At 59.1% G+C, this 16,696-nt stretch carries 12 protein-coding genes and 1 pseudogene; 8 read left to right on the top strand and 5 right to left on the bottom strand.

Going from position 1 to position 16,696, the window contains the following annotated elements:
- The first annotated feature begins 31 nt into the window (after positions 1-31).
- The 8 genes from ABIE52_RS00440 (at position 32) to ABIE52_RS00405 (ending at position 9,527) form a co-directional block, all read left to right on the top strand.
- Complete coding sequence (locus tag ABIE52_RS00440; protein ID WP_192713514.1) at positions 32-1,360, top strand: MFS transporter; 1,329 nt, start codon at positions 32-34, stop codon at positions 1,358-1,360.
- A 154-nt stretch (positions 1,361-1,514) separates the two neighbouring features.
- Positions 1,515-2,372 carry an alpha/beta fold hydrolase gene (locus ABIE52_RS00435; RefSeq protein ID WP_192713515.1) on the top strand — a complete coding sequence of 286 codons (858 nt, stop codon included), beginning with the start codon at positions 1,515-1,517 and terminating at the stop codon, positions 2,370-2,372.
- Entirely contained in the window at positions 2,369-3,064 is a 696-nt protein-coding gene (locus tag ABIE52_RS00430; protein WP_192713516.1) for an alpha/beta fold hydrolase, read from the top strand. The genes ABIE52_RS00435 and ABIE52_RS00430 overlap by 4 nt, the downstream gene beginning before the upstream one ends.
- Positions 3,065-3,183: 119 nt before the next feature.
- A complete protein-coding gene (locus ABIE52_RS00425; protein ID WP_192713517.1) occupies positions 3,184-4,488 on the top strand; it encodes an MFS transporter in 1,305 nt (434 codons plus the stop codon).
- A gap of 179 nt (positions 4,489-4,667) precedes the next feature.
- The gene (locus tag ABIE52_RS00420) at positions 4,668-5,516 is read left to right on the top strand and encodes an LLM class F420-dependent oxidoreductase (protein WP_192713518.1); all 849 of its coding nucleotides are present in this window, start codon (positions 4,668-4,670) and stop codon (positions 5,514-5,516) included.
- Positions 5,517-5,588: 72 nt separating this feature from the next.
- Positions 5,589-6,983 (top strand): FAD-binding protein, encoded by a 1,395-nt coding sequence (locus tag ABIE52_RS00415; protein WP_192713519.1) that lies wholly within the window; start codon positions 5,589-5,591, stop codon positions 6,981-6,983.
- A gap of 304 nt (positions 6,984-7,287) precedes the next feature.
- Entirely contained in the window at positions 7,288-7,683 is a 396-nt protein-coding gene (locus ABIE52_RS00410; RefSeq protein WP_192713520.1) for a hypothetical protein, read from the top strand.
- A gap of 1,715 nt (positions 7,684-9,398) precedes the next feature.
- On the top strand, positions 9,399-9,527 hold the full coding sequence (locus ABIE52_RS00405; protein ID WP_354541370.1) for a hypothetical protein: 129 nt from the start codon (positions 9,399-9,401) through the stop codon (positions 9,525-9,527).
- Positions 9,528-10,545: 1,018 nt separating this feature from the next.
- On the opposite strand, the pseudogene ABIE52_RS00400 reads toward ABIE52_RS00405, so the two are convergent.
- The 5 genes and pseudogenes from ABIE52_RS00400 to ABIE52_RS00380 form a co-directional block, all read right to left on the bottom strand.
- Positions 10,546-11,814: pseudogene (locus ABIE52_RS00400) on the bottom strand (IS256 family transposase).
- Positions 11,815-12,539: 725 nt separating this feature from the next.
- Entirely contained in the window at positions 12,540-13,379 is an 840-nt protein-coding gene (locus ABIE52_RS00395; RefSeq protein WP_192713521.1) for a fumarylacetoacetate hydrolase family protein, read from the bottom strand.
- A 77-nt stretch (positions 13,380-13,456) separates the two neighbouring features.
- Positions 13,457-15,004 (bottom strand): long-chain-fatty-acid--CoA ligase, encoded by a 1,548-nt coding sequence (locus tag ABIE52_RS00390; protein WP_192713522.1) that lies wholly within the window; start codon positions 15,002-15,004, stop codon positions 13,457-13,459.
- A gap of 56 nt (positions 15,005-15,060) precedes the next feature.
- Entirely contained in the window at positions 15,061-15,549 is a 489-nt protein-coding gene (locus ABIE52_RS00385; RefSeq protein ID WP_192713523.1) for a cupin domain-containing protein, read from the bottom strand.
- Positions 15,550-15,731: 182 nt separating this feature from the next.
- The gene (locus tag ABIE52_RS00380; RefSeq protein WP_192713524.1) at positions 15,732-16,655 is read right to left on the bottom strand and encodes an acetamidase/formamidase family protein; all 924 of its coding nucleotides are present in this window, start codon (positions 16,653-16,655) and stop codon (positions 15,732-15,734) included.
- Positions 16,656-16,696: the final 41 nt, after the last annotated feature.

Here is a 16,696-nt window from a genome sequence, read left to right as displayed (position 1 = left end):
AGATTCATCCCCAGTTTGTCGAAAGGAAGTCATGCACACTCAACCCGTTCTGGATGCGAATCGATCGCAGACAACGCAGAGTTCGGGATCCCAGCGACGGGCATGGGGGATGACCGGACTGCTTCTGGCTTTGACAGTGATCAATCAAGCCGACCAGGCAGTGTTCGGAATCATCGCGCAGCCAGTGGCCAAAGAACTCGGCCTCAGTTCATCGCAACTGGGATTGGTCGGAAGTCTTTTCTACGCAGCGTTGTCCATCGGCGGCCTGATGGCAGGCGTGATCAACCGCTGGATCTCCTTGAAGTGGGCCCTGGTCATACTCGCGTTGATCTGGTCGATCACCGCGCTACCGCTCGTAGTGTCAGCAAGTCTGGCGACGTTGATCGCATTCCGACTGCTGCTGGGTTTGACCGAGGGGCCGAGCGTTCCCCTCATTTTCACCGCCGTCTACTCGTGGCATCCACCGGTCAGGCGTGGTGTGGCAGGAGCATGCCTACAGGCATCCTCTGCCTTCACGAAATTCGCCGTCATTCCGGCACTCGCCTACGTCAGCGTGACCTGGGGTTGGCGTACAGCGATCCTGTGCATCGCGGTTGCCGCGGTTCTCTGGTGTGGGATCTGGGTCGGCGGTTGGTCAGACGGCCCCCACGGTCACAGCACATCCTCTGATTCCGTTGAATCGGATATGTTTCCCGCTTCGATCCCTTGGTCGAAGATTCTCTGGAACCGTACCTTTGTCTTCTCCTGCCTTCTCTGCATGAGTGCCTTCGCGCTCGGCGCGACAGTGCTGACATGGTTGCCGTCTTACTTCGAAGTCGGTCTCGGCTACAGCCGGCTGCAAGCGGGAATGATCTTCGGACTCCCCGCGCTGGTCGGACTGGTCATCTCTCTGATCACCTCGGCAGTCAGCGATTTGCTCTTGCGCCGTGGGCGCTCCACCCGCCTCGCCCGCGTGATCCTGCCCGCAACTGCTTTGGTGGTCAGCGGCATCATCCTCGCGACTATCCCTGCAATCGACACCCCCGCGGTGGCAGTAGCAGCTCTATCGGTCGGATATGGGTTTTCGATGCCGTGCCTGCCACTCATCGAGGCTGCTATGGCCTCGATATGCCCACCACACCAGATCGCCGGCACGCTCGGTGTGCTGGTCGCAGTCTTCACGATCGGCGGCCTGGTCGCGCCCTTCGCGACCGGAGTCATCGTCGATGCGGCCAGCACTCCAGCCGCCGGGTACGCGTCGGCATTTCAGATTTTCGGGTTGGTCGCAATCGGTGCAGGCATCCTCGCTTCGATCATGGCCAATCCGGAGCGCGACAGCCCCGTGAAGGAACCGAAATATGTTGTCGCTCAGTCGAAATAACGACGGCAGCAAGGGTGCGAGATAACACGGAGAAACAGCTCTCGTCCCACCTCGACAAGCCGAGTTTCGAAAGGCGATGAAGCAACCCGCTTCGGCCCGACCTACAACAGTCTTCACCACCACCAGCACGTCGAAACACTCAGGAGAACATCCGATGACGGATACGTGGAAATTGACAACAGCAAGCGGAATGACCTTCGACATGCGCGCATGGGGACCGCAGGCTGGACGCCCTGTCCTTGCCCTGCACGGATTTCCACAGGGCGCAGTCAGCTGGGAAGGGTTAGGGCAGCTGTTGGCGAGATCCGGTATCCGCCTGCTCACCTTCGATCAACGCGGCTACTCACCCGGGGCGCGGCCTCCCCTCGAAACCTACACCGTCCCCAACTATGTCGACGATGTGCTCGCGATCGCCGACGCATCGCAACTCGAGTATTTCGATGTGATCGGATTCGGTATGGGCGGACTGCAATCCTGGGCTGTGGCAGCGGTCGCCCCTGAACGCGTGCGATCAGTTACTGCCCTCGTCTTCCCGCATCCGGCCGCATTCGCACACGCCATCGAGACCGTTCCCGCACAAACCGAAGCCTGGAATCGACTGGAGAAGATGAGCCCAGCAGAGCCAGCGGCGCGAGCGCTGCTCGCCGACAACGGAAACGGTCTCCGGACCTTTCTGCTCGACTCCGGAATGCCGGCCCCGGTCGTTGAAGACACCGTGGCACGCGTCGGGACGGAAGAAGTCCTGGTTCCGGCCATCGCATGGCATCTGGTTCCACTCGACGATATGGCAGCGATAGGTCGCGTCAACGTCCCCTCGCTGTACCTGTGGTCACACAGTCCCGCGTTGGTGCGTTCGACGAGCGAGAGCTGCGGGCAGTGGGTCGACGGTCCCTACCGCAGCATTGAACTCTCGGGCGTCGGGCACTGGATTCTCGAATCCTCCCCGGAATCGGTGGTCGAACCCCTACTCGCCCATCTCGCCTCGGCGCCTGCGGACGGTGTTGCCTCGTGAAGCTCCAGATTCGCGAATTCGGTCAAGGCGACAAACTGGCCGTGTTGATCCATGGGGGCGCTGTGGACGGTCGCGTCTGGCATGCGGTCGCTCCGGAGTTGAACAGGCGCGGATATCGTGTGCTGGCACCAGATTTGAGAGGACACGGACTCAGCGCCCGCGGCGGTTACACCGACCCCGATGCGTTCGTCGAGGACCTGTGCGACACCCTGCCCGTGGGTGCAGACCTCGCCATCGGCCACTCGCTCGGCGGCCTGTTCCTCTCGCTGGCCAGTGAGCACCTCAAACCACAGAATTTGGTATTGAGTGAACCGGGGTTCGATCAGGAAATTGTGCCCGGAGACTATTTCGACAAGCTGCGAGAGACGTTCCCGCCATCCGCTGCCGCGCTGAGCGAAAACTGCCCCCGCTGGAGCGATCAGGACATCGAGACGGCAGTCGCGGCCGGGCACATGCTCGACCTCGATCTCCTTACCGCGATGAAGCACTTTCGAGGCAGAAACTACCTACCCGAAGCCGCGCACGCTCATGCCCTGCTCCAGCTCGCGGGCCGTGGATCGATGGTCACACCGGAAACCGCCGCGATCCTGGAACAGCGCGGCTTCACCGTACGCGTGGTCGAAAATGCCGGCCATGTTCTGTTCAACGACGACTTCGACGACTTCTTCCGAACCCTCGACGGATTTGTGTGATCGGTTCGGAGGAGTTACATCCGCAGCCTCCCTTCGAAGCGAGGTGTCGCGCGATTCGCCGAGCACTACTTGCCAACCCACCTGAAAACTACTTCTAGTGAACTGAGAAGACCATGACAATGGATGTCAGAGATGACGATTCAGTCGGAACACGCGTCTTACCTTCGGAACCATCGAGCCGACGTGCATGGGGCATGACCTCACTGCTCCTTCTCCTCACGATCCTCAATTACTCGGATCAAGCTGTATTCGGAATCATCGCCCAACCGATTGCCGACGAACTGGGCTTGAGTTCGTCTCAGATCGGATTGGTCGGCAGCTTGTTCTATCTGACTCTGACGGCGGGCGGGCTGCTCACCGGACTGTTGAACCGATGGATGTCACTGCGTTGGGCAATGGTGCTCCTCGCGTTCGCGTGGTCTTTCACTGCCGTACCGCTCATCGCTGCAGCCAGTCTGGCGACACTTATCATCAGTCGGCTCCTGCTCGGACTCGCCGAGGGGCCAAGTGCCCCACTTATTTTCACTGCGACGTATTCCTGGCACCCTGCATCGCGGCGCGGATTCACCGGCGCGGTACTCACCAGTGCTGCCGCGTTTACTCAGTTCGCTGTGATCCCCGCCCTCGCGTTTGTCACCGTGAAGTTCGGCTGGCGAGCAGCACTCGTCTGTTTGGCCGTTGCCACCGCCGTCTGGTGTGTGGTGTGGCTCGCCAGATGGAAAGAGGGTCCGTACCTGGGGAAAAGTGCAGGTGAACCGAATGCTGACGAGGTCGGGACTGAGGAGATCGCGAAAGTGCCCTGGTCCAGGATTTTCCTGACGAAGACCTTTGTCACCAGTGCGGCACTCGGAATGAGTGTGTTCGCGCTCGGGTCAGCAGTTCTGACATGGCTACCGTCCTACTTCGAGGTGGGCTTGGGCTACAGTCGGCTCGAAGCAGGAACGCTGTCCGGACTTCCTGCCATTCTCGGGTTGGCAATCGCGCTGACCACCTCGGTTCTGAGCGATCGCCTGTTCCGCCGCGGTTCCACGACGCGTTTCGTTCGCATCATCATTCCCTCTGTCGGTGTTCTGATCAGTGGCGCCGTCCTGGTATCGATGCCGGCGATCACCACCCCGGCTGTGGCTGTGGCCGCCATTTCACTCGGGTATGGATTCTCCTTGCCGACTTTGCCTTTGGTGCAAGCCGCCATCGTGGAATTGTCTCCACCCAGGCAGACCGCGGGAACTCTCGGGGTACTGATCGCCATATTCACCACCGGTGGACTGATCGCACCGTATGCCACAGGCCTGATCGTCGACGCGGCCAGCACTCCCGCCGCAGGTTATACAGCGTCATTTCAGGTATTCGGGCTGATCGCGGCTGTATGCGCAGTCCTGACGATCAGTTTCGCGAAGCCGGAGAAAGACAGCCCTCGACCGTGAAGTCATGGTGAAGCCGTGTTTGTACGGTTCGCGCCGGCGCTGATCGCCACGACCCGACTGCTGTCGGTCCTGATCGAAAAGCGCAGCGCGCCTTCATTCACCGTGGCCGGGGCGCACAGAAGGTCAGTCGCCCAACTATTCACCGGTGGCGCCCGAACCGCCAGAGAAGGAGAACGTTCATGGAATTCGGAGTTGCGACGTTTGTGACAGATGAGGGAATTCGCCCCGACGAATTGGCCATTGCGGTCGAAGAGCGGGGCTTCGAATCCCTTCTCATCCCTGAGCATTCGCATATTCCAGTGGAGCGAGCCACACCGTACCCGGGAGGTGGGCAGCTTCCACACTCGTATTACCGATCTCTGGATCCGTTCGTCGCGCTCAGTTGCGCCGCCGCCGTTACCCAGCGCATCAAGATCGGTACCGGAATCTGCACAATATTTCAGCGAGACCCGATACACACCGCCAAAGAGGTGGCCACCATTGATCTCCTGAGCAATGGCCGGTTCCTGTTCGGCGTCGGTGCTGGTTGGCTACGCGAGGAAATGAAACAGCACGGAACAGACCCGTCCACACGGCTGTCGTTGATGGAAGAACGTCTCGAGCTGATGAAGCGGTTCTGGACCGAAGAAGTTGCGGAATTTCACGGAAATCACATCGACATCGCACCTAGCTACATGTGGCCGAAACCTCTGCAACGACCGCACCCCCCGATTCTCGTGGGTGGAATGGGTCCAACCGTGCTCGATCGAGTACTGAAATACGGTGACGCCTGGCTCCCGAACATGATCGGTCAGCAGCCTTCAACGCTTCGCGCAATGCTGGTCCAACTTCAGAACAAGGCAGCCGATGCAGCGCGACCGCCCATTCCCGTCACCGTGCTCGGCGCCCCGACCGATCCCGCGGTGATCGAGTCCTACGAGGCGCTCGGTGTCGAAAGATCGGTGTTCCTGATTCCCACAGTGTCGTCTTCCGAGACCCTCGGAATCTTGGACAAACTGAGATTCTTCACCGAAAACTATTCCCGCTGAGACTTTTTCGACTGTGTCGATCTATGCGAGTCCAATCACTCAATAACCAACACACGAGGAGATACGAACCTGATGACAGATGAATCATTCGACATGGTCGTGGTGGGCTGCGGGGCCGGAGGCTTGTCAGCAGCCCTCGGCTTCCTCGAAGAATCGGCAGAACGAGGAGCGAGCCCCTCGGTCGCAATCGTCGAGCGCAGTACCGAAACGGACCGCGGCGGAGCCACAAGGTGGTCCTGGGTCAACGTCATGGTCGACCCAGACGGGACCGTCGATCCCGCTATCATGGAACGAGTCCTGGACTCGGACCCCGCGTACGACCGCGAATACTTCTCTCTACTGCGCAAACTCGGACATGAGTCGGTTGACTGGTTGAAGGCCAACGGTGTGAGCGTCTCGCACGCCGCCCCACCGTTCGCCATGGAGTCCAACTACGGCGCCGTCGAGGGCGGAGGGCTCTCACTGATCGAGGCTTTCGCCGCTCGAATCGAAGGGCATCCGGGATCGCGCTTCCTGTACCAAACCGAGGCGGTGCGCCTCACACAAGATGACCAAGGACGCGTCAGCGGGGTCGTGGTGCGAGATGCTGATGGCCTCACGCGAACACTGGCGGCGAAGAAGGTCGTCCTTGCTTCAGGTGGCTTCGAAGGCAACTACGAAATGCTGACTCAATACGTCGGCCCACGGGCGAACGAGATCCGGCCTGTCGCTCCCGGCCTCAAATACAACCGTGGTGACGGGCTGCGCATGGTCACCGAAATCGGCGGCAGCACCGCCGGCCAATTCGACATGTTGCACGTCGAATTGGTCGATCCCCGGTCCACGAAGCCCGACCCCGGCGTGTTCGGCGCACCTTATGGGCTCATGATCAACGCAGATGCCGAGCGATTCATCGACGAGGGGAGTCGAACTTTCGAAGGTCTCAACGAGAAACTCGCGTGGACCGTGTGGCGCGATCACGACAACCTCGCCTACTTCGTATACGACGCCGAAACGGAAGCGCTGCCAGGATTCGAGTTCTTGAACCAAACTGACGTACCTCCTTTCGAAGGGGACACCATCGAAGAACTAGGCACGGCGATGAACATCGACGCCGCGAAGTTCTCAGATACCATCCACGAATTCAACAGGGCTGTCCAAGACGGCGAATTCGATCCGTCACGACCAGACGGCAAGCGCACCAACGGTCTTGCCATCGAAAAGTCGAACTGGGCGCGCCCGATACAGCAACCGCCCTTCAAGGCGGTTCCCGGATCCGCAGCGATCACATTCTGTTTCGGCGGTGTTCGCACAGACACGCACGCGCGAGTAGTCACAGGAAACGGCACACCGATCCCGAACCTCTATGCCGCCGGGGTTCTCACCGGAGTCTGGTACCAGGAGTACCCCGGAGCGCTCTCCGTCCTGCGCTCGGTGACTTTCGGCCGCATCGCAGGACGCGAAGCGGCTGGCGACCTATTCAGCTGATTCTCGCAAAACGGTGTGGGGTAGATGAATTGAGGGCCGGACCCGTGTACGCGGACCTTGTCTCGGAAGTTCGATACCCGGTTGAGAGACGGGCCCTAGACGTACCAGTGGTCCACGGTTGCAACCTAGAGTTCAGGTAGCGGACGGAGCTGCCCGGCCATTCCTCACCGGTCACAATGTACCGGTGATCGATAAAGCTTCCCCGTTGAGGGGCGTCGGCCTTCGCTACCGACCGCCTAAAGCTCCTTGATCACCCTCGCGCGCTGAGGTAAGTCTGCTGCGTGCCCAGGCTTCGCCAGCGCTGATGGCGATCAACCCGGTTTCGACTCGGCTGTGCCTGGATGTGGTCGGGGGAAGAGCGGCGTGGTCGATCACCATGACTCAGTCGTCGGGTGTGCCGGTTGATCTGGCGTTCGACAGTCGCACGGGTGTGCTCGTGCGACTGACCGGACCGGAGGACGCCGGCGGTTTCGAAGTCCTCCATCTCACCGAGCACGGCCAGTTGGGTGTGGAGTTGTTTCGGTGGGACGGGCCGTCGGTGGATGCACCGATGTCTGCTCGGCGCCGCCCTGCCGGAGGTCGCGAGCAGCAGGGCGCATCGCGGGTGGAGGAGCTCACTGCGCTGGTGGCGGCTCTCGATCGTCCCGTGGAGGTGCTCGAGGTGATCGTTACCTCAAAGGGGGGGAAGGGCTGCGCGTGAGGCGATCGCGGACCTTCTCAGTGTGTCGGCGGTCGGCGCGGAAGCGGTGGCCTCGATGGCGCTGATGGGGTTTCGGTCGGATGTGGCCCAGAGAGCGCGTGAGGAGCTGGCGGCGTTGCAGAGCTGTTCCCTCGGCGAGGGAGAGTAACGGCCAGACGTTGGGTGGCTCAACAGCGGCCGCCGATTGTGGTGCGGATCGGTACCATCTGTCGCGGATCGCCTTGTGACAGGCGCTGATCGGGTCGGCAGTGAACGCAAGGGCAACGATCGGCGGCGTCATGTGAGGTTCCGCGCGTAGCTCGTCTAGTCTGTTGGGCCGGGAGGTGGGCAGTGTCCGCTGGCTCCGGCTACCCACTTCGCCGGACGTGCGAAACTGGTGACGGTGGTGCTCTGGAGAAAACGCCTTTCGGCAATTTCGTGCCCCGGAAGCATGTCCAGGCAGACGGGTTCGCGTTCGAATAGAGGCTGTTCTTGGTGTAAAGCAATCTCCGATGCCGGACACGGATGGACAGCAGGGCGGTGTGTCCGGAGTGTCCGGAACACTGCGACCTGTTCCTGGTCGTAGGGTCGATTGCGTCGCCGTGTTCTCGACCCAACCCCGAGAGGATGGCGCCGGGACTTGTCGGCCTCGCACATGAGCGTCGACGGCCCTGTTCGGTGTGCTGGCATCTGTCGCGGTTGCCAACGCACCAGGGCTCCACCGGCGAAGTCTCACTCCCTTTTCGGTGGAGCCCCTTTTCATTCGGATCGCGTCTCGGACGATGATTCCTGCACTCGGGGCAAGGTTGGAGGCGGGGCCATCGCGGCGGGCAGGCTACGGTAAACGCAGAACCTGACTGATCAACGCCAATGGACGCACGGTCCCGTTCTGTGAGAATCTTGGCCGCAACCTGAGAAGTGAAACACGTTACCGAGTAGCGGTTTCCGATTGTCTGTGATTCACGGTCACGGCATCCCGGCCGAAGGGTGTGCAGTTGTCGGGGCGTCGGAAGGTGTACGTGGTGGCCGCCGGCTCTGCCGATTCGGCGGCCGGGGGAGTGGTGTGGGTGGCTCATCGGGTGGCGTGTGAGTGCTGCGCCGATGAGCCGTGTGCCCGTGCTTGGCAAGGAGTGAGCACCCGGACAGTATAACCGGCCGACCGTCCGTGCCGATCGGGCTGCCGCGGGATGGGATGAGAAGTGTTGTGCAGCCTGCGAAGTGAACGCGTCAACGTCGACGGTAGACCGAGTGGATTGAACTGCTGGTCAGTTCGCAGACTGCTTTTTCGACTGTACTCGTCTTGTGTGCTCGGATCGGTACGGGCGAGCCGCGATGGCTGGGATCGCCTCAGGTAGTGCGTGTTCGGTTTTCTTGTCGCTTTGATTCTCTTACTCGACGTTTCTGGAGAAAGTGATCTGAGTAACAAACCGGGGGTCGATGAGGCGGCAGTGATGGATGTAATTATGTGGACCGAATCCGAGGAACGTGAGCGGTGGTGGCGACAGGTGATGGGAGTCGCGCCTGCAGGTGAGCGTGGCGTGGATATTGAGGCTGGAGAGCTGACCACCAGTGGGTTTTCGGCGCCGTCGAGGATGCGCGAATCGGTAGTCCGACCGATTCGGGGTGTGATCGCAGCTTGAGCACAGCTGCTTAGCGCGCATGCCCAGCATGAATTTGAGCGTTGTGTCTTGTGCTGTGCGAGTCAGTAATTCGATACCAGAGGGAGCGGTGAGGCGATGGTGAACGTGGTTCTGTTGCTCGTGATACTGGGTGCCGGTCTGGTCGCGGTGATGTGTGTGGATTTCCCGTGGTTTCGGTTCTCCTGCGTGGTGAACGTCGGCGGCACGCTCGCCATGCACGTGTAGGACTCGGAAAGCCGTAGATCCCGTGGGCGTGAACCTTGTCGCTGGTGATCGGTCGTCAGTGTGGGTTCGCGTCCTCGGTCCCGTGGTTCAGCAGTCAGCACAGCATGGCGGGTTCAGGAGACGCACGGTCGTTTTGGGGGCGCCCCAGCCAGCATCACTATGGCCGCGAACCTCGGCGAAGCCTTTCGTCACCCCCATTGTCGTCAGCCGGTGCGCTACGTCCACGTGAGGCTAGGAAGCAGGGCCTACTCGATGTCAACGCCGAAGTGATCGGGCGAGTGAAGATGCCACTTCGGCAAGCGGAAAGCCGTCGGCCTTGGGTGGCACGTCGGCCACAGTGTCCGGAGACCGTGGCCGGCGAGCCATGCGCGCCGGAGAATGGAGGAACTTCTGCGCGCAGTCTGGTGCGGCTCACCGACCGGGCCGGTGAGCAGCCCGCGGATACACGGTCGGTGAGCCGGGCGTACCACCACCACAACAGCCACTCCGACGCCTCCGCGGCAACAACGACAGCGCCTGCTCCGGCAACAACGACTGTGGCACCTCCGGCAACCGGCGCTGCGGCGCCCCCGGCACTGTGGAATCACACGCGCACTCCCACGAGGGTCGGCGCAGACGTGGTCGTTACCGTTCCCTCCGGCACCAGTCGAATGTCGTTCCGCGTCCACGCCATTCAAGGCCCGTTCTACGTGTGCAACTACACCACCCGGACCGGCCTGCGCACGTTGAGCATCTCTTTACTCTCACGCCGAACACGACGTACAACTACACCACATCGCCTTCGACAGTATGATCGGCACTGGTCAGTTGCAGGCACCGCCAGCCGAGAAGACAGCCTCCCCGGCTCTGCATGATCGAGCCGGGGCGCTCGAACGTCGTCGGTGTTGAGCACACAACTCCGATGACCCACTGTCCGCGCGCAGTCGATCTCATGCCGACCGCACACCTCCAGCATAAACAGTACAATCGGTATGAAAAAGGGGGCCTATCTCTTTAACGGTGTTTCGGCGGTTTTCCATCAGTAAGTTTCCGATCCCGGCCAACGATCGGCGAACGTGATCGCAAACGCGTTTAGAGCGGGCTTCCACCTCGTTATCCATCGTGCCTGGCCCTTGCCTGTCGGGTGGAGCGAACGCGTCACCAAATACAGACACTTCAGCGCAGCCGCCTCGGTAGGGAAATGGCCACGAGCTTTCACCGCCCTCCGATAGCGGGCATTGAGGGACTCAATCGCGTTGGTAGAGAAGAGCACTCGCCGTATCTCTGTGTCGTAATCGAGGAACGGGATGAACTCCTGCCAGGCGTTGGTCCACAATCGGATGATCGCCGGATACTGCTTGCCCCAACGGTCTGCGAGATCGTCGAACGCTGCACTCGCGGCGGCCTCAGTCGGGGCAGTGTAGATCGACTTGAGATCGTGTTTGAGTGCGTCCCAGTGTTGACGTCCCGAGAGCCGAAAGGTATTGCGGATCAAATGGATTACACACGTTTGGACCGTGGTCGCCGGCCACACGTTCTAGGGCGGCCTCCGGTAGACCTTTCAATCCGTCGCAGACCAGGAAGAACACATCCCGGGTACCCCGATTGCGAATGTCCGTCAGCACGGACATCCAGAATTTGGGCCCTCACCGCCGGTGCCGGCCCACAATCCGAGCACGTCGCGCCGTCCGTCGAGACTGACGCCGATCGCGGCATAAATCGGTCGGTTCGCGACCTGCCCGTCCCGAACTTTGACGACGATCGCATCGACGAAAACTGCCGCGTACACCTCGTCGAGCGGACGGGCAGCCCAGTCCTGCATCTCCTCGAGGACCTTGTCGGTGATCCGCGAGATGGTCTCCTTCGAGACCGAGGCCCCGTAGATTTCAGCGAAATGCGAACTGATTTCACCGGTCGTTAATCCTTTGGCGTACAACGACAACACGATCTCATCGACCCCGTTGAGTCGCCGTTGGCGTTTCTTGACGATCTGCGGCTCGAACGTCCCTTCCCGATCACGAGGGACTTCGATTGGAACATGACCGGTCGCCTCGGTCAACACCGTTTTCGACCGAGTCCCGTTGCGGATATTCGTCGATTCCCGATCGGGTAGGGCTTGGTTCTTGTCGTGTCCGAGGTGCTCGTTCAGTGCGGTTTCCAGGACGGTTTTGGTGAACTGTTTGAGTAGACCGTCCGGCCCGGTCAGCGACAGACCCTGCTCCTTCGCCAACCTGACCAGCTCCGCGGCCGCCGCAGCTTCCGCGGAGGGCTCGGCCCTCTTCTTCGTCACATCTTCCAGTGTCGTCATCTCGGCACCTCCTCGCTGAGCGTTCACTCAGCTAGTCGGACCGAAACACCGATTTAGAGACAGTCCCTGGCACCCGAACGAACGCTGGGTGATTGCGCGGTTGCGGTAGAGGAAAGCGTCGATGTCGGCGCGCGGGGGTAGCGGGGGTGCCCGCCGAGAGTGGTGTTGGAGCCGATCTTTCCCGCATCGGTCCAGCGCGCGACGGTTGAGGTGGTGACGTGGAAAGGTTGGCAACCTCTCTGGGGGTCAAGAAGTCGGTTGGGGCCCCTGGGGATTCGGATGACGAGTGAGGAGCCGGTGCGGCGTGGGGGTGGGCAGCGATGTGCGTTCGGGGTTCATGGTCCCAATCTCTCTGGCGAGTATGTGGATCGGAACGAGAGATGTTGTTTTGCAACCGTTCTCATTCGTTGCTATCCGAATCTCTGGTACTGCGGTGGTGTGGCGTCGAGGAGCGATATGAAGTCCACTGTGGTCGGGGTGTTCATGTGCGGTCGATCGATTCCATGCTCGAACCCCATGAACCTTCCTGCGGCAACTAGCGTGTAGATCGATACTCCACACAACGGCTCCTCCGAAGCTGTCGCGCAGAAACACATTGGACAGAATGCTCTCAATCTTCTCCTCGAAGAATCGATCCCCCTCGACGAGGTCTCGCCGAGGGGGATCGAGCTCACCGCTCATGCGCTATCTCGCGGGAAGCGCCCCCATCTACTGACGTGTCACGATCAGACAAAAGTCTGAGACATCTCGCCGATACCGTCCGCCCAGCTGACGAGACAATCTCCGCGCTTCAGGAAAACACTTGGCGTGCGCCCGAAGCCGACACCGGAAGGTGTGCCAGTAAAAATAAGGTCGCCGGGCCACAGCGTGACAACTCGAGAAAGTCGGGCAATCAGAGCTGGGATTGAGAAGATCAAGTCACTTGTGTTGCCCGTTTGCATTTCGATCCCGTTCACAGCACATCCGATGTGGAGGTTGTCACGATCTCCAAACTCGTCGGGAGTGACGAGCAACGGGCCGATGGGTGAGAAACCAGGGAATGATTTGCCCAGACTGAATTGCGGGGACGGCCCTTCGGCCTGGATGCTCCGCTCGGACAGGTCTTGTCCGAGCGTGAGGCCAGCGACGTACGACCAACCCTTCGCTTCACGTACATGGGAAGCCGTGCGCCCAACCACTGCCACGATCTCGACTTCCCAGTCAGTCGTTCCTTGCGGCGGCAGAGTGACAATGGTCGTCGATCCAGTCAACGAGGATTGGAACTTTGTGAAAACGGTAGGCGACTCCGGCACAGCGAATCCTGCCTCGTCCGCGTGCTTTCTGTAGTTCAGTCCAATCGCGAAGATCTGTCTTGGCGCCGGAACGGGGGCGCCGAGGTCGGAGTCTGCGAAAGTAAACTCTTCGGAGACGATTTTTTGCTCAGCCCAGCCGACAAATTCATCCCATCTTTCGAAAACCAATTGGGGATCGAAGGAAAACCGTCCCTCGCTAGCCAAATTTACATCGATACCGGTGTTCGATCTTGTAACAATACAAAGGCGGCCGCGTACATTCGCGAGTTTCATAATCTACTTTCAACATTAGAGGAGAGATGTCAAGTAGCGGTCTGTAGCCCAAAGATCTGCAATCCTGGCAGAACGAACTACGTGAGCTGGCGCTTGAGGATCTTCCCTGTAGCTGTCAGTGGAAGACTGTCTACGAATTCGACGATCCGTGGGTACTTGTAGGCAGCCACTTGACTATTGGCCCAGGCGATGAGCTCGGTTTCAGATATAGTACTGCCCTTCGACCGAATCACATAGGCTTTGATTTCCTCGCCGTAGGTCGTATGTGGGACACCAATAACTGCTGCCAGAGAGACGTCCGGATGTGTCGTCAGGACTTCTTCGATCTCTCGTGGGTACACGTTGTATCCGCCACGAATTATCATGTCCTTGGATCGGTCGACGATGTAGTAATAACCATCCGAGTCTCTCCGCGCTAGGTCGCCCGATCGGAACCACCCGTCTCGTATTGCCTCTGCCGTCTCCTCGGGCCGATTGTAATAGCCTTTCATGACGTTGGGGCCCCGGATAGCAATCTCGGCGATCTCGTCATCGCTGGTGATCTCGCTCCAATCGGGTCGGATCAGTTTGCATTCGACGCCCCAAACCGGAGTGCCAACAGAGCCTGGTTTCGCCGGCCGTCCAGGTTGATTGAAGGTTGCTGCCGTTGTTACCTCGGACAGACCGTAACCCTCAAAGATGGTAACCCCCAGCTTCGATTTGATCTGGTTGATAATATCAACCGGCAGACTTGCTCCTCCTGACACGCCAACGCGAAGATTGCTGGCAATGTGTTCAGTATTTACGCCTGGGTGCAATGCATGCAACAGGTTCCACCACATAGTCGGCACGCCGGCGAAAAAGGTGACGTTTTCCTTTTCCATAATGTTGATAACATGCTCAGCGTCGAATCGTGGGATCAGGATCAACGTCGATGCCATGGAGAATCCGGACAGCATCTGCATTGTTGAACCAAACGCATGGAACAGGGGAAGGGAAACGATATGTGTGTCCAATCCGGGGCGGTTCTCTAGCATCATATTCATGGCGATGACATTCAACACGATGTTTGCGTGTGTAAGTTCAGCCCCTTTGGCTTCTCCGGTGGTGCCGGAGGTGTATATGATTGCCGCCGTGTGGGTAGGGCTGGTTGAAATCGGCTGAAAATCGTCACTTTGATCCTGCAGTGCCTCGGAGAGGAACTCCGCACCCTCGAACGTCGGACGGTCTTTCGATCCAGATTCGATAACAAAGAAGTGTTCGCACTTCTCCGCTAGTTCAAAACCCGAGAACCCTTCTTGTCCCGTCGGCAGTTCAGTGCTTCCCTCGAAGCAAAAATACGCCTTCGCTTCCGAATCTCGAAGATGGTAGGTCACTTCTCGCTGTTTGTGCAGAACATTCAGAGGTACAACTACTGCTCCTGCTTTGAGGATTCCGAAGTAGATAATCGGAAACTCTGCGATGTTTGGGCACGACAACGCGACTTTGTCGCCCGGTTTGACATTGCGACTGACAAGCAGATTAGCAATTCGATTCGCCGCCGAATTAACCGCCGCGTAAGACATTCGACGATCGCCCAAGATTAACGCGTGTCTGCTTCCATAATTTCGAGCTGAATCTTCAAGAAGGACCGACACGTTCAGCATTATATTGGATCTCTCTCTGTGGTGCACGTTCTGTGTGTGCAGTGTCGCTTTTATCGCTAATTTACAACTACGTCTATCGCTGTTTCGAGATATGTGTCATCGTCAGGCTGGTATTGCCAGAACGTGACGACTTCCTGATGTGGGTTCTTAAACCAAATCCCTTCGAAGTCTGGCGAGACTGCGAGCATGCGGAGTCGGTTTCGAGGTACATGGACAATGCAGGCACCGCGATCAAATCGTTTCACTCCGACGCCATCGAATTCGTAAGTGACCCAGCCCGATACGACGTATCCCACCTGCAATTTCAGGTCGTGCATGTGCCAATGGCCAGGAAGGGTATCGTAGTCCGGTGAGGCCCGAACCGCCTGCGCCGCAAGTAGACCATTCGTCAGTCCGGCAAGTCCGAGGTCTCGAACCTGCAGTCCTAGAGGTGGAACATTGACATAACTGTCACTAGTCAGCTCGACAAACATGCTCGGGTCAGCGAGATTGATGCTTTCGCCGTCTGACGGGACTGGCAAGTCGGGGCTGAGACGCTCTTCCATATTGTCGGCCTTTCTATCAGGATCACTATTAGCGCGAACAGTTTTGAGAACCCGAGTGAACGTGGGATGTCGATCACATAGATCGGCTGATGATTCCGGAATCGGCATTCGGTGCCATACGAACTGTGATCGTGCGAGAGAATTCGAATCACAAAGGGGCTGGTGACTTAACCTTGAGTGCGCTAGAGAATTACAGACCGCGGCAGGTAGGCACTGACAATCCAATTCGGCGTGTCGACGACCTCTGTGATCTTGAGGTCCACTACTGTGCTGCAAAGTAGGTATGCGTCGAGTGGGTCCAGTTTGTATTCCTTGCTCATGTGTTCGATCATCGCGCGAGCTGCATCGCGCGTGGCTGTCATGAGATCTGGTCCGACGCCCATTGTCGAGTAATAACCACGGTCTTCGATTCCTGGACGCAGTGGGCCGTTAGTGGTGAAGTGTGGGGACGTGATGGGTCTGTCCTTGTGGAGCGTCACACGTATTGCTCCGTGCATCGACGCTTCAATGGCACTGCCGCACACCTCTCCGTCGCCCTGTGTAGCGTGGGAATCACCCAAGCTGAGTAGTGCTCCCGGAACTTTGACTGGTAGGTACAGTTTCGTTCCAGTAATGAGATCGCGACAGTCGATGTTCCCCCCAAAGTCCCCTGGCGGGATTACGGATGTCGGAGTCTCGACATCGGGGCAGACGCCGACCAGACCACAGAAAGGTCGGATGGGAAGTCGAACGATGTCGTGAAAGTCGGCAAACTTGCCATTGGCGAGGTCCCATGCGTGGAAGTGTGGCCCGGGAAAGTCCTCCGGCAATAGCCCGAGTCCTGGGATGACTGCAGTCCATCCCCAGTCGGCGGTGTGCATGTCCAGAAATTCGATCTCCAACGTGTCGCCTGGGTCGGCGTCTTTTACATGCACAGGTCCGGTGAGGGGGTAGATGAGATCCCAATCCGCGGCCGCCACCGTGTCGGAAGTCGAATCCGGCGTGAATTGCCCACCGGAGGCTTCAATCGTTTCGAATTCGATCACTTCGCCGCTGCCCACCACTGCTGATGGCTCATGGGCTGGATTCCACAGTCTGTGCGAAGCCGTTATAGCATTGTGACGCATGGAGCAACTCTCTACGTGAAGGATTTTTTGGGGGACATGCT

Origin of the sequence: Rhodococcus sp. OAS809 (assembly GCF_040546695.1) — a bacterium.
In the GTDB taxonomy this organism is placed as follows: domain Bacteria; phylum Actinomycetota; class Actinomycetes; order Mycobacteriales; family Mycobacteriaceae; genus Rhodococcus_F; species Rhodococcus_F qingshengii.
The sequence above is the reverse complement of the archived record's forward strand: the minus strand, read 5'-3'. Positions and strand labels throughout refer to the sequence as shown.